The 20151-nt window shown below is 64.3% G+C and carries 18 protein-coding genes; 8 read left to right on the forward strand and 10 right to left on the reverse strand.

Annotated elements, in window-relative coordinates:
• On the forward strand, positions 1 to 351 hold a 351-nt coding region (locus SCI24_RS15580; protein ID WP_318726248.1), incomplete at its 5' end, for a transposase.
• Between the two features lie 342 nt (positions 352 to 693).
• Positions 694 to 912, forward strand: a complete 219-nt coding sequence (locus SCI24_RS21560) for a DUF4172 domain-containing protein (RefSeq protein WP_412929947.1) — start codon at positions 694 to 696, stop codon at positions 910 to 912.
• Here the strand turns inward: SCI24_RS21560 and tnpC are convergent.
• From tnpC to SCI24_RS15595, 3 genes are read right to left on the reverse strand one after another with little or no spacing between them, the layout of a single operon-like run.
• A complete protein-coding gene (gene tnpC, locus SCI24_RS15585) occupies positions 807 to 2408 on the reverse strand; it encodes an IS66 family transposase (RefSeq protein WP_318726249.1) in 1602 nt (533 codons plus the stop codon). The two genes, SCI24_RS21560 and tnpC, sit on opposite strands and share 106 nt — an antisense overlap.
• A 43-nt stretch (positions 2409 to 2451) precedes the next feature.
• The gene (gene tnpB / locus SCI24_RS15590; RefSeq protein WP_273142219.1) at positions 2452 to 2808 is read right to left on the reverse strand and encodes an IS66 family insertion sequence element accessory protein TnpB; all 357 of its coding nucleotides are present in this window, start codon (positions 2806 to 2808) and stop codon (positions 2452 to 2454) included.
• A complete protein-coding gene (locus SCI24_RS15595; protein WP_318726250.1) occupies positions 2805 to 3014 on the reverse strand; it encodes a hypothetical protein in 210 nt (69 codons plus the stop codon). The genes tnpB and SCI24_RS15595 overlap by 4 nt, the downstream gene beginning before the upstream one ends.
• Positions 3015 to 3099: 85 nt before the next feature.
• Here SCI24_RS15595 and SCI24_RS15600 point away from each other — a divergent pair, with 85 nt between their 5' ends.
• Both SCI24_RS15600 and SCI24_RS15605 read left to right on the forward strand, forming a co-directional pair.
• A complete protein-coding gene (locus SCI24_RS15600; protein WP_318726263.1) occupies positions 3100 to 4203 on the forward strand; it encodes a Fic family protein in 1104 nt (367 codons plus the stop codon).
• Positions 4204 to 4565: 362 nt separating this feature from the next.
• Positions 4566 to 5735 (forward strand): GGDEF domain-containing protein, encoded by a 1170-nt coding sequence (locus SCI24_RS15605; protein WP_318726251.1) that lies wholly within the window; start codon positions 4566 to 4568, stop codon positions 5733 to 5735.
• A gap of 36 nt (positions 5736 to 5771) precedes the next feature.
• Here SCI24_RS15605 and SCI24_RS15610 read toward each other — a convergent pair whose 3' ends face one another.
• Positions 5772 to 8348: an EAL domain-containing protein gene (locus tag SCI24_RS15610; protein ID WP_318726252.1), complete on the reverse strand. Its 2577-nt coding sequence runs from the start codon at positions 8346 to 8348 to the stop codon at positions 5772 to 5774.
• 378 nt (positions 8349 to 8726) lie between these two features.
• Between SCI24_RS15610 and SCI24_RS15615 the strand changes: the two genes are divergently transcribed.
• Positions 8727 to 10643 (forward strand): diguanylate cyclase, encoded by a 1917-nt coding sequence (locus tag SCI24_RS15615; RefSeq protein ID WP_318726253.1) that lies wholly within the window; start codon positions 8727 to 8729, stop codon positions 10641 to 10643.
• An 841-nt stretch (positions 10644 to 11484) separates the two neighbouring features.
• Here SCI24_RS15615 and SCI24_RS15620 read toward each other — a convergent pair.
• Together SCI24_RS15620 and SCI24_RS15625 are read right to left on the reverse strand one after the other, a co-directional pair.
• Positions 11485 to 12027: a L,D-transpeptidase gene (locus tag SCI24_RS15620; RefSeq protein ID WP_318726254.1), complete on the reverse strand. Its 543-nt coding sequence runs from the start codon at positions 12025 to 12027 to the stop codon at positions 11485 to 11487.
• Positions 12027 to 12695, reverse strand: coding sequence for a TetR/AcrR family transcriptional regulator (locus SCI24_RS15625; protein ID WP_318726255.1), 669 nt, complete (start codon positions 12693 to 12695; stop codon positions 12027 to 12029). Before SCI24_RS15625 ends, SCI24_RS15620 begins: the two co-directional genes overlap by 1 nt.
• Positions 12696 to 12916: 221 nt before the next feature.
• On the opposite strand from SCI24_RS15625, the gene lexA reads away from it, so the two are divergent.
• Both lexA and dinB read left to right on the forward strand, forming a co-directional pair.
• Entirely contained in the window at positions 12917 to 13570 is a 654-nt protein-coding gene (gene lexA, locus SCI24_RS15630) for a transcriptional repressor LexA (RefSeq protein WP_318726256.1), read from the forward strand.
• Between the two features lie 24 nt (positions 13571 to 13594).
• A complete protein-coding gene (gene dinB / locus SCI24_RS15635) occupies positions 13595 to 14653 on the forward strand; it encodes a DNA polymerase IV (RefSeq protein ID WP_318726257.1) in 1059 nt (352 codons plus the stop codon).
• A gap of 15 nt (positions 14654 to 14668) precedes the next feature.
• Here dinB and SCI24_RS15640 read toward each other — a convergent pair whose 3' ends face one another.
• The 4 genes from SCI24_RS15640 to SCI24_RS15655 all read right to left on the reverse strand — a co-directional run bounded on the left by SCI24_RS15640 (position 14669) and on the right by SCI24_RS15655 (position 18377).
• Complete coding sequence (locus SCI24_RS15640; RefSeq protein ID WP_318726258.1) at positions 14669 to 15340, reverse strand: energy-coupling factor ABC transporter permease; 672 nt, start codon at positions 15338 to 15340, stop codon at positions 14669 to 14671.
• A gap of 12 nt (positions 15341 to 15352) precedes the next feature.
• The gene (purU, locus tag SCI24_RS15645; RefSeq protein WP_318726259.1) at positions 15353 to 16207 is read right to left on the reverse strand and encodes a formyltetrahydrofolate deformylase; all 855 of its coding nucleotides are present in this window, start codon (positions 16205 to 16207) and stop codon (positions 15353 to 15355) included.
• A gap of 199 nt (positions 16208 to 16406) precedes the next feature.
• Complete coding sequence (locus SCI24_RS15650) at positions 16407 to 17672, reverse strand: M20 family metallo-hydrolase (RefSeq protein ID WP_318726260.1); 1266 nt, start codon at positions 17670 to 17672, stop codon at positions 16407 to 16409.
• A gap of 36 nt (positions 17673 to 17708) precedes the next feature.
• Positions 17709 to 18377 carry a DUF1028 domain-containing protein gene (locus SCI24_RS15655; RefSeq protein ID WP_318726261.1) on the reverse strand — a complete coding sequence of 223 codons (669 nt, stop codon included), beginning with the start codon at positions 18375 to 18377 and terminating at the stop codon, positions 17709 to 17711.
• Positions 18378 to 18547: 170 nt separating this feature from the next.
• Here SCI24_RS15655 and SCI24_RS15660 point away from each other — a divergent pair, with 170 nt between their 5' ends.
• The gene (locus SCI24_RS15660; protein WP_318726262.1) at positions 18548 to 20125 is read left to right on the forward strand and encodes an ABC transporter substrate-binding protein; all 1578 of its coding nucleotides are present in this window, start codon (positions 18548 to 18550) and stop codon (positions 20123 to 20125) included.
• The last annotated feature ends 26 nt before the right edge of the window (positions 20126 to 20151 follow it).

Genomic DNA, 20151 nt, shown 5'->3' on the forward strand with positions numbered 1-20151 from the left:
AAGCCGCGCTGGATGAGACCTATCTGGCGGACATTCTCGCGGTGTGATGGCTTTCATGCGTTTTCCCTGCAGTGGCTCTTCTCGGATCGCACCAGTTGCCATGACTGGTGGCCCAACCAGTACCGGCTGCTGCTGGCCGGCCTGGCCTACCTGCTGCTGGAACGGCTGCGCCGGGTGTACCTCAAGCGCACGGCATACGCCACGGCCCAGGTCACCACCCTGCGCCTGACGTTGCTGAAGATTGGTGGCGTGGTGACCCGCAATACCCGGCGCGTCCGGCTGATGCTGAGTAGCCACTACCCCGACCAGGACCTCTTCCTCAAGCTGATCAAGAAACTGGTGCCGGGATGACCGGCAGGGTGCTGTCCCCGGCACGAGATAAACAACGGGGGTAGGGGGCAGTGCGTCTTGAGGGCGGGAAATCGATCAAAAAGTAAGCGATTCTCGCGCCATCCAACATGAAGGGCTGACCTGCTCACCCGCCAGGCCGAACTCGCGACACTGGTGCAATATCCAGGCTAGTCTGTCGATGGCCAGCCCACAAGAAAGAAAGCGCCGTTTTCCGTCGAAAGAAGGCTGCTGACAGCTACCGACCCAAAGGCTTGCCAGATGAGCTGAAAAAGATCACTATTCGGCTCAATATTTAAGCCGTAAAGATACTGCCCGGCTCTACCGTCTTTCTGGAGTCCTGTGATGACCGATCACATCATGACGTGGATCTGGCAGCACCCCGACTGGCCGTGCTTCACATGGCAAGCAGCTGAAATCCGTAAGCGCTCCACAAACCCCATCTGTTGCGGCCTGAGTCAGACCGGTAGAGTCTCTTTCCAGCGCCAGGGGAGCAGCGTGTCGAGGTTGTCATCCTCGCCGAGTCTCGGCAGGGTTTCGAACACGAACTGCAGGTACTCATAGGGCGAGAGGCCGTTGGCCTTGGCCGTCTCGATCAGGCTGTAGATCGCCGCGCTGGCCTGCGCGCCGCTCGGCGTTTGACTGAAGAGCCAGTTCTTGCGGCCGACGACAAAGGGGCGGATGGCATTTTCCGCGGCGTTGTTGTCCAGCGGAATCAGGCCGTCATCGAGGAAGCGGGTCAGGCGCTGCCACTGGCCATCCAGGTAGTGAAGCGCCTTGCCCAGTGCGCTCTTTGGCAGCACCTGCGACAGCGACTTGTCGAGCCAGGTGCGCAGCTGGGTGATCAGCGGGCGGCTCTTCTGTTCGCGCAGCGCCAGACGCGCTTCGGGTGCCAGGCCCTTGGCCTGCTTTTCCACGCCATAGAGCTTGCGAATCAGGTTGAGCGCCCAGTCGGCCTTGCCGGTCTTGCCCTTGGGCTGCACCTTCTGCGCCTCGACGAACTTGCGTCGGGCGTGCGCCCAGCAGCCGGCATGGGTGATGCCGTTTTTCCGCACCACCTCGGCATAGCCCTCGTAGCCATCGGTGACCAGGCGACCGGCATAGTCACCCAGCAGGCGCACGGGCACCCGACCGGCGCGGCTGGCGTCATAGTCGAACAGCACCACCTGTTGGCCCGGTGGCCCGCCGCGCTGCAGCCACATATAGGACGTTGAGCTCGCCGGTCGATCGGCTTCGGCGTTGACCTGCAGGGTGGTCTCGTCCATGTGGATCAGCGGGCCCTGCAGCAGGTGCTGTCGCAGGGCCTCGACCAGCGGCATCAGCCGCTCGCCGACCTGAACCATCCAGCGGGCCAGGGTATTGCGCGGAATCTCGGCGCCGTGGCGGGCGAAGATCTGACTCTGCCGATAGAGCGGCAAGGCATCCTGATACTTGGCGGTGGCCACATAGGCGAGCAGCGTCGGGCTGGCGTTACTCTTCGGCAGCAGCTTGGCCGGCGCCGGGGCGATCTGTACGCCCTCTTCGCAGGCTGGGCAGCCATACTTGATGCGCACATGGCGGATCACCTCGACCCGCGCCGGCACCACATGCAGCTCTTCGCTGATCTCTTTACCGATCTCCTTGAGCTCGGTGCCGTCATCGTGACAGTGACGGGCATCCTCGGGGAGCTCATGGATAACCTCGACACGGGGCAGTTCGGGGGGCAGGGCCACCCGACCGCCACGGCTACGGCGCTTGGCTGGCTGACGCGGCTCGGCCGTCGCATCGACCCCGTCGTCGGCCGCGTCATCCTGAGCGCTCGCCTGTTCCTCGTCGACCGCCGCTTCGGCCTCGTTGATAAGGAGGTCGCCCTGCGCGACACGGTATTTTTCGGTAGAGGGACCGAACTGACGCTCGATGGCCAGCCGGAACTGCTCGAACAACGCCGCCTTGGTGGCTTCCCACTCGGCCTCTTTCTTCTCCATCAGCTGATGGAGGCGCGCGATCTCCTCCTGCTGAGAACGCACTTGGCGCTGCAGCTGGGAGACGCTGGCGGAGGAAGTCGAGGTCGACGAAGTCATGCCGATATTTTACCAAGCAGTGCCACCGGAGGCAGCAAAAAAATCAACCAACTGCTTGAAAATCCAAGGCCTTATGGGGCTGCATGGCGCTGAGGTCATAGCCATCCAGAAGCCAATTCAGCTCCTGGCCCGACAGGGAAACCGTATCGCCTTCCAGGCGGTCGGGCCACTTAAAGCGCTCGCGCTCCAGGCGCTTGTACCAGACCACGAAGCCGTTACGTTCCCAGAACAGAAGCTTCACCTTGTCGCGCTGGCGGTTGCCGAACACGAATACCGCCTCCTCGAAGGGGTTGAGCTCCATGGCCTCCTGGACCAGCAGGGCCAGCCCGTCGATCTGCTTGCGCATATCGACGGGCTCGCGGCACAGATAGACCCGCAGTCCGGTGTCCGGCCGAATCATCGGGCCAACTCCACGGCGACGAAGCGCAGCGGCCGGTGGCGAGGTGGCACCGGCACATCCTGCACCACCAGGCGCTGCTCCCACGCCAGCAGTGACGCCAGTTCCAGTCCTTGCTCCGCGGCGTACTCGCTCAGCGATAGTTGCCGAGAGGAAGCATGGAACAGATGGCCCAGCCAGAAGGCCTGTGTCGAGGTCAGGTCAGTCATGGTGTCCTCCTTGGGATCGGGTTGACACCAGTCTGACGGACACTATTCAGCGGCAGAAGATGGGGTTTGTGGAGCGCTTACTGAAATCCAGCCTCGAGTGCAGGCGTGCTGGAGGGATCTCGGTATCTTGGTGGGACGGTCAGGGGCCCTGACGCCCTCGGAAGATCAGGACGCCAAAGCGAGGGCCACTCTGGACACGCTGTTGCAGAGCATCGTCACGTCCTCGGCCATCGAGGGGGAGCGGCTCAATGTGGCCTCAGTCCGCTCATCTCTGGCCCGGCGCCTTGGCGTGAAGGAAGCGGGGGGGACGGCGTCACCACGTTCCGAAGGCCTGGCGGAGCTGATGCTGGATACCACCCTCAAGCCTGATAAGCCGTTGGACGCCGAAAGGCTGTTTCAGTGGCATCGGTGGTTGTTCCCTGATGCTGACGTCGGCCTGACCACGCTGAGGCCCGGGCAGTGGCGCGGAGTGGAGCCCATGCAGGTAGTCTCGGGTCGCCTGGATCGTCCCAAGGTACATTTCGAGGCACCCCCGCGAGAGGGATTGGAGCACGAAGTTGACCAGTTCCTCGCGTGGTTCGAGTCCAGCCGTCATGACCCCGAGCTAGATCCGCTGGTTCGGGCGGGCTTGGCACACTTCTGGTTTGTGACGCTGCATCCGTTTGAAGATGGTAACGGCCGGGTGGCCCGGGCCATCGCCGACCGGGCCCTGGCGCAGGCAGATCAGCAGAGTATCCGCCTGTATGCCATGTCGGCGGCCATACTAGAACGTCGCGCCGACTACTATCGTTGCCTGGAGTCAAGTCAGCGGGGCACGCCCGACCTGACAGCCTGGCTCGTCTGGTTCCTGGAGGTCCTGGATGCCACCTTGCTGGACGTTCTGGACCAGGTAGAGCGGACGCTGGCCAAGGCCCGCTTCTGGCAGCGCTTCAGGGAGGCGCACCTACTCCCCGAACAAATGAAGGTGCTGAACCGCCTGCTGGATGGAGGAGAGAGAGGCTTCGAACACGGCATCAGTGCGTCGCAGTACCAGAAAGTCGCCAAAGTCAGTAAGGCAACCGCAACCCGGCACCTCGCGGGTATGGTCAAGCAGGGCTGTTTGATGAAAATGCCTGGAGGGGGCCGCAGTACGCGCTATCAGGTGCCGGAGCAGTTCCGTCAGGGTGAAGAGCGGAAGGAGTCCTCATAGCTGCAGGGTTCAACCTCGCGTCGTAAACAATCCTTGGTTTTCTTTGCATTATGGCGTCATATCAGCGGCCTCTCCAGGATGCATGATGTGGTGCACCTGACTCCCTCACAACCCCGCGCACAGCATAGGTTCATCCCGGTCAAGACCGGGCGGGGTCGGTTGCTTCATGTGCTGGAGCGGCCGGTGACGCAGGTGATCATTGTCACCCGCCCGATTTACTATTACCTTGATTCGCTAATATTGGACCATGCCGGCAGGATAGGTATTCACCTCGAAAGCCAAAGCGGTGAAGTTTTCACTCACGACAGGACAGGGAGAGCCGGCTTTTGTCAGCCCCTATAACAAGAGACCAGCTGAGCCGGATGACCGGCCAGTTTCACGAACCACGGGTCGAGGCGATGTATCGCCGGGACATTGCCCCCAGGGTGCGACGCGACTCCAGCGTAGCATTGTGCGTGGTGGCCCTGATCATCGGCATGCTTGCCATTTCTGACTACCACTACACCGGCGTGACCACGGAATTCTATCTCCTGCTCACCATGCGCCTGGTGGTGGTGGTCTCCTGCTTGGCCCTGGCCTTCCTGATCGGACGCTTCGGTAACTATCACAATAAGGCGTGGCTTCACACCCTTCCCCTCTGGATACTTGCGACGGCGATCATTCTGATCGTTCCCTTGCGCCCCGATACCATTCCCACCCAAGTCACCGCGATGGTGGTCGCCAACATGGCGTTCTACCTCTTGATCCCCAACCTGCTGCCCGCGGTAATCATCGCCAGCCTCTACCTCAACCTGGGTTTCCTGGCCGCAGCTGTGCTCGTGGCCGAGGTTCCTCCCGTCATCGCGCTTCGTATCATGCTGCTGCTGATCATGACCAACGCTGTGGGCTACTTCGCCCTGCTTCGCCTAGAAAGGCTGCAGCGCAAGCAATTCGCGCTCCTCCAGGAAGAGCGTATCCAAAACCGCCAGCTGGTTGAGGAGATCGCGCACCGCAAGTCGCTGGAGGCCCAGCTACGCCAGTTCGCCGAGCAGGATGGGCTGACGGGCCTGGACGCGCGACGACACTTCATGGCGCGTGCCGAGACGCTGCTGCGGCGCGCGCGGCTCGAGAAGACACCCTTCAGCCTGTTCATGATCGACGTGGACCACTTCAAGGCCATCAACGACAACTGGGGGCACCGCCAAGGCGACGCGGTGTTGACCGCCATCGCGGAAACCTGCAAGCGCTCCCTTCGGCCCCAGGACGTGATCGGGCGCTTCGGCGGCGAGGAGTTCATCGTCGCCCTGCCGGACACCTACCCTAAGGACGCGCGGGTGGTAGCGGAACGCCTGCAGCAGAAGGTCAGCGAGCTGCCAGTGTCAGAAGCGATGCCCAACCATCGCCTGACCGTCACCATCGGTATCGCCGCAGTCGGCGATGAGGATGTCGATCTAACCGACCTGATTCAGCAAGCAGATCAGGCCCTCTACCTCGGCAAGCACGGCGGTAGGAACCGGGTCGTATTGAGCCATGAAGTGAAAGGCGAGGTTTGACGAAGGTGAGGGAGCTCCCCGGGACCGTTACCTACCTCATACCTCAACAGGAGCGGGCAGCTGCTTTGGCAGCTCCATGATGGCCTTCCTCGGCATCGGCCTGGCGAAGTAGTAGCCCTGCAGCAGGTCGCAGTTGCGGCGGATCAGGTCCTGCTGCTGCTCTCGCTCCTCGATGCCCTCGGCGACCACCGTCAGGTCCAGGTGATGGGCCATGGTGATGATGCCCTGCACGATGGCGGCGTTGCTGCGGTTGGTGGCGATGTCCTGGATGAAGGCGCGGTCCAGCTTGACCTTGTGGATCGGCAAGTCGCGCAGGTAGCTAAGGCTGGAGAAGCCGGTGCCGAAGTCGTCCAGCGCGACGCGAATGCCCATGGCCTTGAGGTCATTGATCAACGCGATGGCGGACTCGGACCCGTCGAGGAGCACGCTCTCGGTCACCTCCAACTCCAACAGCTCGGGTGGCAGGCCAGCGGCGTCCAACTCCGCCTGGACGTCCGTCAGGAAGCCGTCGCGACGGAACTGCAGCGAGGAGATGTTCACCGCGACCGGCCCTCCAAGCTCCCCTTCTACACGCATGGCCGCCGCGTCCTGGCAGGCACGACGCAGGATCCAGCGCCCCAGGGGGATGATCTGGCCGGTCTGCTCGGCCAACGGGATGAAGACCCCAGGCGAGATCATGCCTCGCTCGGGGTGGTGCCAGCGGATCAGCGCCTCCAGTCCGCGAATTCGCCCGTTTACCGCCTCCACGATCGGCTGGTAGTAAAGCTCGAACTGGTCATACCGCAGAGCTGTATGCAGATCATGGCGTAACAGAACGGCCTCCTCACTGACCCGCTGCTGGTCACCTGCATACCAGTGCCAGGTGTTGCGGCCCTGCTGTTTGGCATCGGCCACCGCCAGGTCGGCGCGCTGCATCAGCTCGTAGGCGTGCGAGATGGTATCGCAGTTGCAGGCGATGCCGATGCTGGTACTGATATGCAGCGGCCTTCCGTCGATCATGAAGGGCTTGGATAGGACGCTCAGCACCCGCTCGGCCATGGCGATCCCGGCCTGGCGCCCGTCGAGGTCAGCGAGCAGTAAAACGAACTCATCACCGGTCATGCGGGCCAGGGTGTCACGATCACCCGCCACTTCGCGCAGCCGATCACCTACCGCCACCAGCAGCTGGTTGCCAATGTGGTAACCGAGCCCATCGTTGACCGTCTTGAAGCCATCCAGGTCGAGGTGCATCACCACCAGTAGCCCCGACGCCTCCTGGACCTGCTCGAAGGCTTCCTGAAGGCGCTCGTCGAAGGCGGTGCGATTGGGCAGGCCAGTCAGCAGGTCATGGGTCGCCTGGTAGGCGATCTGGGCCTCCTGCTCACACTGCTGGGTGATGTCCTGCAGGATACCAATGTAGTGGGTACAGGCCCCCTCCTCATCAAACACCGGGCTTAGCGAGAGATGGTTCCAGAAGGGCGTGCCGTCCTTGCGGTAATTGAGCAGGATGACATCGGCGGACTGCCGCTCGCTGATGGCCCAGCGAATGGCAGTGCTCGCCTCGGGGTCGGTGTCAGGGCCCCGCAGGAAGCGGCAGTTGCGACCCAGCACTTCCTCGGGCGCGTAGCCGGTGATCGCATAGAAGGCATCGTTGGCATAGACCAGCGGCAGGTCGGGCTGACTGGCATCTGCCATGAGCACACCATTGGGCGTGGCCTGGATGCCGCGCTCCAGCAGGCGGCGAGCCTCCTCCCCCTGCTTGCGTTGCGTGATGTCGCGGCAGATGCCATAGACCCCTACCACCTCGCCGTCTACAGACACCGGGAAGTTGAGGATCTCCATCCGGTAAAGATGGCCGTCGCGGTGGGTGCCCAGGGTTTCGTACTGATGAGACCCACCTCGTCTGGCGATATCGAAACTCGCCTGGGTCCGCTCGCGGTACTCAGGGTCGATGAACTCATTGAAATGCCGCCCGACCATGTCTGTTTCGGGATAGCCCGTGATGCGCGTCAGCGCCGCATTGCCCCGCTGAAAGCGTCCCTCCAGGTCGAACTCGTAGACCCCATCGGGGTGGTTCACGAACAACGAGCGGTGCCATTCCGCCAAGGCACGATGGTTGCTAGCATCGCGGTCGCGCAGGATGGCCAGGGCCACCAACGCCGCCGCCTGCTTCAGACGGCGGCGACTCGTGTCGGTGGGGTGGCGCGGTTCGCGGAAGTAGGTACCGAAAGTGCCCAGCAGCTCGCCGTTGGCCGTCATCACGGGATTCGACCAGCAGGAGCGCAGGCCTTCGCGCTCAGCAACGTCGCGGAACACCACCCAGCGCGAATCGGTACGGATGTCCTCGGTGACGACCGGCTCGCGGCAGTAAGCTGCGCAACCGAAAGAGGCTGCGTCGGGGCCGATAGGGACCGCCGTGAGGCATTCCTGATAGGCCGGAGAGAAGCGCTGACTGGGGGTGAGGCTGAGTGTCTGACGCTTCGTATCAAAGCGCATGAAGGCCACGACGGCATCCGGCAACAGCAATTCGATCCAGTGAGCAATGGCGTCAAATGTTTCCTCAAGCGGGACCTGCTGTGCGATCCGTTCGTGAACGTTCTGCTGCGCCTCCATCAGCGCCAATTCATCAGGCACTCCATGACTCCATACATCAGGGTGGGTAGATGCGTTTTTTCGCTTAGCAATAAAACGAATAGTGGATTAGCGATGGGGGATGAGCAAGCCAGGCACGCCAGTCGAGAGAATATGAATCATGGGGGTTCGGGGTTGGAGACGCTCCGTTGATGGCGCAGCCACGGCGTAGTAGTGACCCCGAGACACTTTTCATAGATACTGCCCGCGGTCAGTGCGGCGGCCTTCAGCAAGACTCCTGCTTATCTTCCTGCCCCTGACGCCCTCGGTAACTTGCTGGGCCACATGCCCCCGGCCTGACTCGAGACTCCGCCATTGAACCTCACAGCACTCTGGGCCCGCCTGACGGTGGCCACTCTCCTCCCAATGGCATTGGTGACCATGACACTGATGCCGATCTTCGCCTCTCACCTCGAGGAGCAGGTCGACAGCACGCGTCAGTCGGCCACATCGCTGCTCACGTCCGAGTACGACATGCTCCTGCAGAGCATGAACCAGAGCTTCAACCAGGTGCTGGCCACCGCGGAGTATCCGCTACTGAGACGTTTCCTGTCCCGGCAGGAGGCCGCCGAGACACCGGCGTGGGGGCTAGCGGCCCAGAGCGACTGGGAGCAGCTAGAGGCGCTGTTCGACACCCTGCTGACTCACTTCGGCCGCTATACCCGCCTGGCGGTAGTCGACACCGAAGGGCGTGAATGGGTGGCCACCTCGACGGTGGCCCTGTTGCCGCGGCCGCCGGTGGTCAACCATGGCGCCACCACCGCCTTCCGCGAGGCCATGACCCTACAGGCGCGGGACCTCTACGTTTCCCCCCCACGCCTGGGCGCTTCCGGCGAAGAAAAGGCGCCGGTGACCACCGTGATCGACATCGCCACGCCGATTATCGATGACCAGGGCGAACGCCTGGGCGTGCTGTTGTTCACCCTCGACTGGTCCCGACTCACCGCGTCGTTGCCCCATGCTCGTGAGAGTCGCGGCGAGGCCCTGCTGGTGGATGCCCAGGGCAACTGGCTGCTGCCTGACGACGAGAGCCCGGAGGAACAGTTCGGTCAACCGCTGGCGACACACTGGCCCGCCGCCTGGAGGGCCATGTCTGCCCGCAACCAGAACACCACCACCCTGGACGAGCACCTGCTCGCCTTTCGCAGCCACGACCTGCGTACCCAGCACTACCGCAGCCAGGCCGGCACGGTCATCAGTGACCCCGGCACCCAGCCCTGGCGCCTCGGTATCCTGATGCCGCGGCCCAGCCTCTGGGGGCTGCTGCTGGAAAACCCGGTGCAGCTGCTGGCCATCGCCATGGTCTACCTGCTGTCGGTGGCTTTCGGCGTGTTCTGGGTGCTCAGCGATCATCGCCTACGCAGCCTCAGGGAGCGGGCGCTGACGTTTTCCCGCGAGGCCCGACAGTACGCCAGCGAGGTGCAGGACCTCTATGAGCACGCGCCCTGTGGCTACCACTCGCTCGACAGCGACGGCCGGGTGAGCAAGATTAACCGCACCGAACTCGGCTGGCTGGGCTATCGCGCTGACGAAGTGATCGACAAACGCCACTACCGCGACTTCGTCACCCCGGAGACCCGCGCGGCCTTCGATGCCGCCTTCCGCCAAGTGCTGGGTCAGGGGCAGGAAGGAAGCGCCGAGTGCGAGTTGCTGTGTCACGATGGCACCCGCTTGCCGGTCGCCATTCAGGCCACCGCCCAGGTCACCGAGGAGGGCTTCCAGTATTCCCGGGCCATGGTGTTCGACCTGAGCGAGCGCAAGAAGCTGGAGGCGCGGCTGGAGCGACAGGCGCTCACCGACCCGCTCACCGGCCTGGGCAACCGCCGCTACCTGGAGGGCCAGGCCGCGATGGAGATCGCCCGCGCCGAACGCAGCGGGGCACCGCTGTCGCTGATCGCCATCGACCTCGATCATTTCAAGCGCATCAACGACACCTATGGGCACGACGTGGGCGATGTGGTGCTGCAGGCCTTCGCCAAGCTGGCCCGCCAAGTGCTGCGTGACGGCGACGTGCTGTGCCGCATGGGCGGCGAGGAGTTCGCCGTGCTGCTGCCCGACACCAACCGGGAGCAGGCCCTGCAGGTCGCGGAGCGGCTACGTGAGGCGGTCGCTACCACCCCCGCCATGGTCGGTGATGACGCGACGGAAGACGGCAGACTGGCCTACACCACCTCGCTGGGCGTGACGCTGGTCAGCGCGGGGGAGACCACCCTGAAGCCGGCGATCAAGCGCGCCGACCAGGGGCTCTATGCCGCCAAGGAGACGGGACGCAACCGCGTGCAGTGGGAAGAGGCCTGACCCCATACGAAAAACGCCCCTGGCGACGGGACAGACACCAGGGGCAAACAAGGATATCAGGGATGCGCCCCTTGGCCAGAGGCGCAGTGCTAATGCCTATGCAGAGGCAAGGCTGCTGAACATTAGCAGCCTCAAATCATGCCCTGATCGCCGCCTCAGGGCCACCGTCCCATTAGGCTAAAAAACAGACAAAAAATGCGCCTTTTCTTGGCATAGATGTAGGGTCCCGGATGATCGGATCATCATCGGCGTCAGGCCATTCTTGGGTCAAATGCATCGACGAGGTGAGCCTGGACACAGCAGGTGCTGCGCTTATTGCTTGAATTCAGGGGTCAGGTAACCCGAGATCCCGCACGGCACCAAACGTTCCAAGATAAGTCGATTCCGGAACACCTGGCAACTTGAAGAAGTGCTATCCGTATTGAAGATCTTCGGCAGTCCGTGACGTGCCAGTGCCTACCTCCAGCGCATCGACACAGCCCCATCCACATGCGTTTGTGGGAGGGGCGGACCATTCCATTATCGCGTTCCACCGTCAGTTTGCCGACCTCGCGATAGAAGGTATCGATCTCCTCCTGGCTTTTCTGGGTGACCTTGCCGCTGCTGCCCCGACGAGACCAGTGGCATTATCCAACAGCTCACACTTCTACTGGCTCACCATGGACGGGTGTACCTCGAAGCGAGCCACCAGTGCCTAAGTGGTCACGTCGCCCTTCAGCGCAGCGTGAGCCACCCTGGCGTTGAACGTGCTGCTGTACTGTCGACGTTTCTTGCTCATGATCTGGGGCTCCTGGTCGGTCTGCTCAGAGCTTAGCGCCTGGTACGAATTTCGGAGAACACTTCAACTACTGGCATCGAGCGGTTCATCATGCAGCCACACCGGCGTGCCCGGCACGGCGATCTCGAACAGCGCCAGCAGATCATCATCACGCAGGCGAATACAGCCATGAGAGCGGGCCACGCCCATGGGTTCGCTCGGCTGAGTGCCGTGCAGGTAGATGTAACGGCGCTGGGAGTCGACATTGCCGCCGCGGTTCCGGCCGGGTTCAAGGCCGCTCAGCCATAAGATGCGGGTAAGGATCCAGTCGCGCCCCGGGTGCTCAGCAGCCAGGGCCTCGGTGTAGACCTCGCCAGTGGGCCGGCGGCCGCGATAAACGGTCCCGGGCGGGTTACCGGCTCCGATGGCGGCACGCACATAGTGCCAACCAAGCGGTGTGGCGCCACTACCCTCTTCTTCCCCGGTGCCATTGGCGGCCGTGGACACCTCGCACTGCCATTCGACCTCAGGTCCTCGCCAGACACTCAGCCGCTGGGCCACAGTATCGATCTCAAGCCAAAGTCCCGCCTCGGGCGGCACTTCGGTTAGCAACGGAGTACGAGGCATCAACCGGCCTCGCGCTGGACCGGGGCGGGCTCAGGCAGAGGCGCATTCATGGCCGCCACCACCACCGGACGCAGGCGACGGACCAGGTCCCGCACGCTGACGTGCTCGCCATAGTCCTTTTCGGCGATGTCGCGCAAGGCATCCAGGCCGGAGAGCGTGAAGATCACCGTGCCCAGCATGAAGTGCAGCCGCCAGAAGCGCTCGGCGTCGGGCAGCTCCGGCGTGGCCTGACGCACCAACTCCGTAAAGCGGGTGAAGACGCTGCCATACTGCTCCTGGATGTAACGCCGCAGATGCCCCTGCGCCTGACTGTAGGCCAGCCCCAGCAAACGCATGAACACCTTGAGGCTGTGCCGCTCAGCAGGAACCTCGAGCACGGAGCGCGCCATGGTCTCCAGCAGCTCCTCCAGCGGGATGACGCCGCCCTCATGGCGAGCCTCGAGCTCGTCGAGCGCTGCATGGAAGCGTACGGTGAAAGGATCGAGGTAGCGCGCGAACACTGCCTGGATCAGGGCCTTCTTGGAGCCGAAGTGGTAGTTGACGGCCGCCAGGTTGACCTTGGCTTTGCTGGTGATGTTACGCAGCGAGGTCTCGGCGAAGCCACGTTCGGCGAACAGCACCTCGGCGGTATCGAGGATGCGTGTGACGGTGTCGGGCTGCTGGGCCATGGGCAACGGCTCCACGTCATTGGAAACAATTGTTTGAATGTTCTGCGAGTGTATGACAGCCAAGGGCGTGGCTCAATGTCGCAGAAGGCATGGCGTTTGAAACAGAAATATCCGGCGCCGAGCGCCCACACTTTTTACTGGACAGAAAGACATGCTGTATACTTGATCAGACACGTGGCGAGGCGATCGCCACCCCCCTGGTTACCGACCCTGGAGGTCCCATGAGTCGCTCACTCACGGCCCGGCAGCAGAACGTGTACGACTTCATCGTCAAGACCATGAACGAGCTGGGCTACCCGCCGACTCGGGCGGAGATCTCCCGAGCACTGGGTTTCAAGTCCCCCAATGCCGCCGAAGAGCACCTGCGCGCCTTGGAGCGCAAGGGGGCGATCAAGGTAATCCGCGGTACCTCCCGGGGGATCCGTCTGCCGGCCCAGGAGCCGGAGGCGGCCAACGACGAGGCGCTTGAAGAGACAACTCAAGGCCTCCCGATCATTGGCGAGGTGGCCGCAGGTAGCCCTATTCTCGCCGCCGAGCACATCGACCGCTATTGCCCGCTGCCCCCGGAATACTTCACGCCCCGGGCCGACTACCTGCTGCGGGTGCGCGGCCTGTCCATGAAGGATGCCGGCATCCTTGAGGGCGACCTGCTGGCGGTGCACCGTACCGAGCGCATCCGTGACGGCCAGATCGTGGTGGCACGCCTGGAAGACGAGGTGACCGTCAAGCGCTTCCATCGTCAGGGCCATGTGGTCACCCTGGAGGCCGAGAATCCTGAGTTCGCGCCCATCGAGGTGGACCTGCGCCATGACCCACTGGAGATCGAGGGCATCGGCGTGGGCGTGATCCGTGGTGGCAGCGGCCAGGCCCTCTGATCAGCGCCATCTGACCCTCGCCCCATGACAGAGCGCGTCCGCAAGATCCTTCACGCCGACTGCGACTGCTTCTTCGCCGCGGTGGAGATGCGTGACAACCCCGCCCTGCGCGACATCCCGCTGGCCATCGGCGGTTCGCGGGAGCAGCGCGGGGTGATCGCCACCTGCAACTACCCCGCCCGTACCTTCGGCATCCACTCTGCCATGCCCACCGCCCGGGCCCTGCGCCTCTGCCCCCACCTGACCTTGATGCGCGGCCAGTTCGAGAAGTACCGCGAGGTATCACGACAAATCCAGGCGGTGTTCCACGAACTCACCCCGCTGGTGGAGCCGCTCTCGCTGGACGAGGCGTTCCTCGACGTCACCGAGGTCGACGGCTTTCGCGGCAGTGCCACCTGGATGGCCCGCTGGCTCAAGGAAGAATGTTATCGGCGGACCGGCATCACCGTCTCGGTGGGCGCGGCCCCGTCGAAGTTCCTGGCCAAGATCGCCAGTGACTGGGAGAAGCCCGACGGCCTGACGGTGATCCCGCCGGAGCAGGTCGATGCCTTCGTGCGAGACCTACCGGTCAAGAAGCTTCACGGCGTGGGCCCGGCCACCGGCGCCAAGCTCGATGCCATGGGCATCACCACCTGCGCCGACCTGCGTGAGCTGCCCATCGAGCGCCTGCTGGACGAGTTCGGCAAGTTCGGCCGGCGGCTGTATGAACTCTCCCGCGGCAATGACGAGCGCCCGGTACGCGTCGAACGCGAGCGCAAGTCGGTGAGCGTCGAGACCACCTTCGACCACGACCTCCCTGACCTTGAAACCGCCAGTGCCGCCCTCGCCCCGCTCTGTGACAAGCTACAGGGCCGTCTGGAGCGCCACGGCCACCCGCCGATGGCCGGGCTCTTCGTCAAAGTTCGCTTCGACGACTTCAGCCTCACTACCCTGGAAAGCCGCGGCCTCTCCCCCGATGCCGAGAGCTACACCCGCCTGTTGGAACAAGCCTGGGCCCGTGCACGTCGCCCGGTACGCCTGCTCGGCGTCGGCGTGCGCCTGGTACCCGAGGAAGCCCGGCAGCAGCTCTCACTACCGCTGTAGCCCCACCCCTGGCGGCTACTTGGTATCGATATAGCGATGATCGTTGAAGGTGGCGACCCAGCCGGGGTGATAGACCAGCAGGATGCTCATCAGCATGCCGGTGATGAAGGCCTCGGAGGGCATCAGCAGCGGCAGGAAGCGGGCATACTCCAGCGCCTGACGCAGCGCCTCGGCATCCGTGGCGCCGAGCGCCATCAGCCCCACGGCGGCGAGCCCCGCCGCCAGGGTGGCGAGGGCCGAGCCGAAGAAAGCGCAAACGAACAGGAAGACCATCAGGTTGTCGGGCAGGCGCCGGTCGACCAGCCGCCAGACGATACCCATCACCAGCGCCGGCACCACCCCGGTGACCAGCACGTTCACGCCCAGCAACGACCAGTCGATGCGCCCCAATAGCACCATGGCGACATTGATCGCGGTGATCGAGAGCAGCGCCAGCGGCGCCTTGAAGACCAGGGTCAGCAGCGCGGTGAACATCAGGTGCAGGGTCAGCCAGTCCACCGCCTGAGCGCGCAGCTGCCAGAGCAGCATCACCATCACGGTGGCGGCGAGCCAGCGGTGCTGCAGGGCATGGTCCTCGAACAGCGCCACCCACGGCCGGCGGCTCAGCGCCAAGCCGACCACCGCCAGCGAGACCAGGCCGCAGAGCCACAGCAGCCAGGGAGCGAGAACCGGCGCAGCAATGGTCATGAGCTCACTCCGTCAGGCAAAGACCACGGTCTTATTGCCATGAATCAGCACGCGATCCTCCAGGTGCCAGCGAAGCCCCCTCGCCAGCACCGCCTTCTCCACGTCCCGCCCGAAGCGCACCAGGTCACTGGGTGTGTGACAATGGCTGACCCGGTGGATGTCCTGCTCGATAATTGGCCCGGCATCGAGCTCCTCGGTGACATAGTGGCAGGTGGCACCGATCAACTTCACACCGCGCTGGTGCGCCTGATGGTAGGGCCTGGCCCCGGCAAAAGAGGGCAGGAAGCTGTGGTGGATATTGATCATCCGCCCCTGGAAGCGCTCGCAGAGTTCGGGCGGCATGATCTGCATGTAGCGCGCCAGCACTACACAGTCGGCGTGGGCCTCTTCCACCAGCCGTTGCACCTCGGCGAAGGCGGCCTGCTTGTCGTCGGCCTTGACCGGCACATGGTGGTAGGTGATGCCGTGCCACTCCACCAGGCCACGCATGTCCTCGTGGTTGGAGATCACACAGGCGATATCGCAATCGAGCTCGCCGGCGGTCCAGCGATAGAGCAGATCCACCAGGCAGTGGGTCTCCCGTGACACCATAAGCACGACCCGCCGGCGCTGGCGGGTGTCGGAGAGCGCCCAGGTCATCTCGAACTCGTCAGCGATCGGCGCAAACGCCTCGCGCAGCGCCTCCGGGGGCATGCCCACCGAGTCGGCCAGGATCTCGTAGCGCATGAAGAAGCGCCCACCCTCCAGGTCAGAGTGCTGGCTCGCCTCGGTGATCGAGCCGCCGTGGCCGGCGATGAAGTTGGAGACCCTGGCGACGATGCCCAGGCGGTCGGGACAGGAAACCACCAGGCGGTAGTAGTGTGACATCGAATGATCCCGGATTGCGGCTGTGGCTGGGGGCGACAGTGTAGCCAATACAGGGGCTTCGGGCACGCCCGGGACGGCCTCGAACGTCCACCAGATCCTTTCCAAAGCCCCTGCCCAGCCTGTCTTCCGGACACCCGACTCACTCACACCCGAATCGATGTCGTACAAGTCGCACGCGACGTCACCGGCAGGTCAAACCTCAGGCCGATTTCTGCGCCTGACGCTGCGTCGACATATTCGTTAACAGCGCCATCAACACCCGCGTTCCAGCCTCGGCATCCTCGACGGTGATCGCCTCGTCCGGGTTGTGGCTCAGACCATCACGACAACGCAGGAAGAGCATGCCAATGTCGGTCAGATCATGCATCGCCAGGGCGTCATGCCCGGCGCCACTGAACAGCCGCCGCATCTGCTGGCCTTCCACAGCACAAGCCTGCTCCAGCGCCTCGATCAGCCAGTCGGCACAGTCCACGCCTTCGGCCTCATAACCCAGGCTAGTGGTCAACGACAATCCACGCGCTGCAGCGATGTCGGCCATGGCATCGAGAATCTGCCGGCGTCCCGCCAGACGCACGTCATGCCGCGGCGAGCGCAGTTCCAGCGTAAAGCTGACCTCGGCGGGAATCACGTTCACGGCGCCTGGGCGCACCGTGAGCTGGCCGACCACCCCCACCAGGTCATCAAGGTCATTGAGCAGGCGATCGGCTTCCACCACCATGGCCGCCGCACCGACCAGCGCGTCCCGCCGCCCGTGCATGGGGGTGGTGCCGGCATGACCGGCCTTGCCCGCCACGCGAAGATGATGCCGCTCGATGCCGGTTAGCGCGGTGACCACCCCCACCGCGAGCCCCTCGTCCTCGAGCACCGGACCCTGCTCGATGTGCACCTCGACATAGCCCAGCACCTTGTCAGGATCCCGCGCCACCTCGGCGATACCAGAGGCGTCCACGCCGAGCGTGGCCAGCGCCTCACGCAGGCTCACGCCCTGTGTATCACGGCCATCAAGTACTGCCGGGTCGACGGTGCCCGCAAACGCACGACTGCCGACCAGGGTCGAGGGAAAACGCACGCCCTCCTCGTCGCCGAAGGCCACCACCTCCACCGCACAGCCGGGTTCACGGCCCTGCTCGCGCAGCGCCTCGAGGGCCAGCAGCGGCATGGCGACCCCGAGCATGCCGTCGTACTTGCCCCCTTCGATCACCGAGTCCTGGTGCGACCCCAGGATCAGCGCCGGCTCCCCGGCAAGCGCCCTGGGACAGCGCCCCACCAGCGTGCCCGCCGCGTCCAGCGACGGCTCCAGGCCGGCCCGACGCATCCACTCCTCCAGAAGCGGCAGCAGGCGCCGATGCTCCTCGCTGGCATACAGCCGCGTGACGCCGGGACCTGGGCGCGAGTAGCGGGCCGCCTCATCGAGGCGCGTCAACAATCGGTTACCCAGGTTATCGGGAGAATCGGGGGCGCTCATGACGTGGCTCCTCTCATGGTCGCGGACAGGGAATGACTAGTGGCGATGCGGGTCGTTGGCATCCGGCAGTCGCGCCAGGAATGCCTGGAAGTCCGCGTCATCACGGATTCGGAGGTGCAATTGACTCAGCGCCAGCACGGCGTCGGAGGCATCGTCGATGCGCAGGTCATACGGCACCCCACCCGGCGAGCGGACCTTGAGCGCGGCCGAGAATACCCCACGCCGGTCGCCGCCCTCCGCCTGGCCGGCGATCAGGGCGGCGATCAGCGCCTCGCTCAGCGGCTCGCCGTTGGCCCGCCCCGCCTGAAACGCCGCGGCCATGCCCGGCACCACCCGCTCGCTGCCCAGCATGTTGCCGGCCACCACCAGCCCCTCACCGAGGTACAGGTCCATGACCGGCACGTTGTGCTGCCCGGTCCAGCCGGCCGTGCGCCCCTGGGCATCCATCAGGGCGATCTGTCGCCACTCGGCACCCTGATCCGCCCCCCGCAAGCCGGCGACAACAGTGGTGACCTCCTCCCCCGCGGCAAGCCGAGCCAGACCCTGCTCGGCGGCGAATACGTGGGTGCTGTATCCCTGGGTGATGGCGGCCCCCACGCCGGCCATCAGGTGCGGCACGAACCCGCCCAGTGCCGGGCCACCCGTGGCACAGGCTACACCGAGCGACCGGTCATCGGGGTCGAGGGCGATCAGGCTGAAGGTCATGGGACTCTCCGTCGGCACCCAGGCTGGCTTGCGGGGCATGCGGACCTGTGCCATACCTAAGGGGCAAAATTAATCATGATAAATACAAGCCGTTTCAGCGTAGCCGCTTTTGCTGAGCGGTGACAACTCGCCAGCGAACAACCACAACCGACCACCTGGAGAGGCAAGACATGACAATCCCGCACTCCCGAGCACGCCGCTGGCTGCTCCACGCCCTGGCCGCCACGGCGCTTGGCGTCACCACCAGCGCCATGGCCCAGACGCCCCCCAACGTGCTGATCGTCGGCCAGATCGCCGAACCCAAGGCGCTGGATCCCGCCCAGGTCACCGCGGTCAACGACTTTCGGATCATGATGAACCTCTACGATGGCCTGGTCCGCTATGCCGACGGCAGCCTCGAGGTCGAGCCGTCACTGGCCAGCGAATGGACGATCAGCGACGACGGCACCGTCTACACCTTCACGCTGCGCGATGACGTCACCTTCCACGACGGCAGTGATTTCAATGCCGAGGCGGTGGTCTTCAACTTCGAACGCATGCTCGACGAGGAGCACCCCTATCACGACACCGGCCCCTTCCCGCTGGCCTTCTTCTTCGAGGCCATCGATGAGGTCGAGGCCACCGGCGAGCATGAGGTCACCTTCACCCTGGACGAGCCGTACGCACCCTTCCTCTCCAACCTGGCCTACCCCACCGGGCTGATGGTCTCCCCGGCGGCGGTGGAAGAGCACGGCGAGGACATCGGTCGCCATCCGTCGGGCACCGGCCCCTTCCAGTTCGAGGAGTGGGAGAGCAACAGCCGTGTCGTGCTCACCCGCCACGAGGACTACTGGGACGGCGCCCCGTCACTGGAGGCGGTGGTCTTTCGCCCCATCACCGATGCCAACACCCGCGTCGCCGAGATGCTCTCCGGCGGCATCGACCTGATGGTCGAGGTACCACCCGACAACGTCGCCGACCTGGCCGATGATGCGGCCTTCGAAGTCTACGAGCAGGCCGGCCCGCACCTCTGGTTCCTGATCCTCAATACCCGGGAAGGCCCCTTCCAGGACAAGGCGATGCGCCAGGCGATCAACTACGCCATCGACAAGCAGTCGCTGGTCGATGATGTCCTGCAGGGCACCGCCGAGGTCGCCGCCGGGCCGATCCCGCCGGCCTTCGAGTGGGCCTACAACGACGAGCTCGAGCCCTATCCCCACGACCCGGACAAGGCTCGTGAGCTGATCGCCGAGGCCGGCCACGAGGGTGCCACCCTGACCTTCTACGTCACCCAGGGCGGCTCGGGCATGCTCGACCCGGTGCCCATGGGCAGCGCCATCCAGGCCGACCTGGCCGAAGTGGGCCTGAAGGTCGAGATCGAGACCTACGAGTGGAACACCTTCCTCGACCGGGTAAACCCGGGGCTCGAGGGCAAGGCCGACATGGCGCAGATGGCGTGGATGACCAACGATCCCGACACCCTGCCCTTCCTGGCCCTGCGCAGCGACGCCATGCCCGATAACGGCGGCTTCAACTCCGGCTACTACAGCAACGAGGAGGTCGACCGACTGCTCGAGCAGGCCCGCCGTAGCGTGGATCAGGAGGAGCGCGCCGCCCTGTATCGCGAGATGCAGGCCATCGTCCACGAGGAGGCGCCCTGGGCCTTCGTGGCCAACTGGAAGCAGAACGCCGTGGCCGGTGCCAACGTCGAGAACTTCCGGCTGCAGCCCTCGTTCTTCCTGCTGCTCCACGACGTCGTCAAGCAGTGACCCACCAACCGGCGGCGCGGCCCGGG

The sequence above is a fragment of the Halomonas sp. genome, assembly GCF_033549285.1.
Taxonomy (GTDB): Bacteria; Pseudomonadota; Gammaproteobacteria; order Pseudomonadales; family Halomonadaceae; genus Halomonas.

What these genes read in the sequence shown, in the direction of transcription:
- SCI24_RS21560 (WP_412929947.1), top strand. Translation starts at nt 694, where the DNA reads ATGACCGATCACATCATGACGTGGATCTGGCAGCACCCCGACTGGCCG.
- tnpC (WP_318726249.1), bottom strand. Translation starts at nt 2,408, where the DNA reads ATGACTTCGTCGACCTCGACTTCCTCCGCCAGCGTCTCCCAGCTGCAG.
- tnpB (WP_273142219.1), bottom strand. Translation starts at nt 2,808, where the DNA reads ATGATTCGGCCGGACACCGGACTGCGGGTCTATCTGTGCCGCGAGCCC.
- SCI24_RS15595 (WP_318726250.1), bottom strand. Translation starts at nt 3,014, where the DNA reads ATGACTGACCTGACCTCGACACAGGCCTTCTGGCTGGGCCATCTGTTC.
- SCI24_RS15605 (WP_318726251.1), top strand. Translation starts at nt 4,566, where the DNA reads ATGACCGGCCAGTTTCACGAACCACGGGTCGAGGCGATGTATCGCCGG.
- SCI24_RS15615 (WP_318726253.1), top strand. Translation starts at nt 8,727, where the DNA reads ATGACACTGATGCCGATCTTCGCCTCTCACCTCGAGGAGCAGGTCGAC.
- SCI24_RS15620 (WP_318726254.1), bottom strand. Translation starts at nt 12,027, where the DNA reads ATGCCTCGTACTCCGTTGCTAACCGAAGTGCCGCCCGAGGCGGGACTT.
- SCI24_RS15625 (WP_318726255.1), bottom strand. Translation starts at nt 12,695, where the DNA reads ATGGCCCAGCAGCCCGACACCGTCACACGCATCCTCGATACCGCCGAG.
- lexA (WP_318726256.1), top strand. Translation starts at nt 12,917, where the DNA reads ATGAGTCGCTCACTCACGGCCCGGCAGCAGAACGTGTACGACTTCATC.
- dinB (WP_318726257.1), top strand. Translation starts at nt 13,595, where the DNA reads ATGACAGAGCGCGTCCGCAAGATCCTTCACGCCGACTGCGACTGCTTC.
- SCI24_RS15640 (WP_318726258.1), bottom strand. Translation starts at nt 15,340, where the DNA reads ATGACCATTGCTGCGCCGGTTCTCGCTCCCTGGCTGCTGTGGCTCTGC.
- purU (WP_318726259.1), bottom strand. Translation starts at nt 16,207, where the DNA reads ATGTCACACTACTACCGCCTGGTGGTTTCCTGTCCCGACCGCCTGGGC.
- SCI24_RS15650 (WP_318726260.1), bottom strand. Translation starts at nt 17,672, where the DNA reads ATGAGCGCCCCCGATTCTCCCGATAACCTGGGTAACCGATTGTTGACG.
- SCI24_RS15655 (WP_318726261.1), bottom strand. Translation starts at nt 18,377, where the DNA reads ATGACCTTCAGCCTGATCGCCCTCGACCCCGATGACCGGTCGCTCGGT.
- SCI24_RS15660 (WP_318726262.1), top strand. Translation starts at nt 18,548, where the DNA reads ATGACAATCCCGCACTCCCGAGCACGCCGCTGGCTGCTCCACGCCCTG.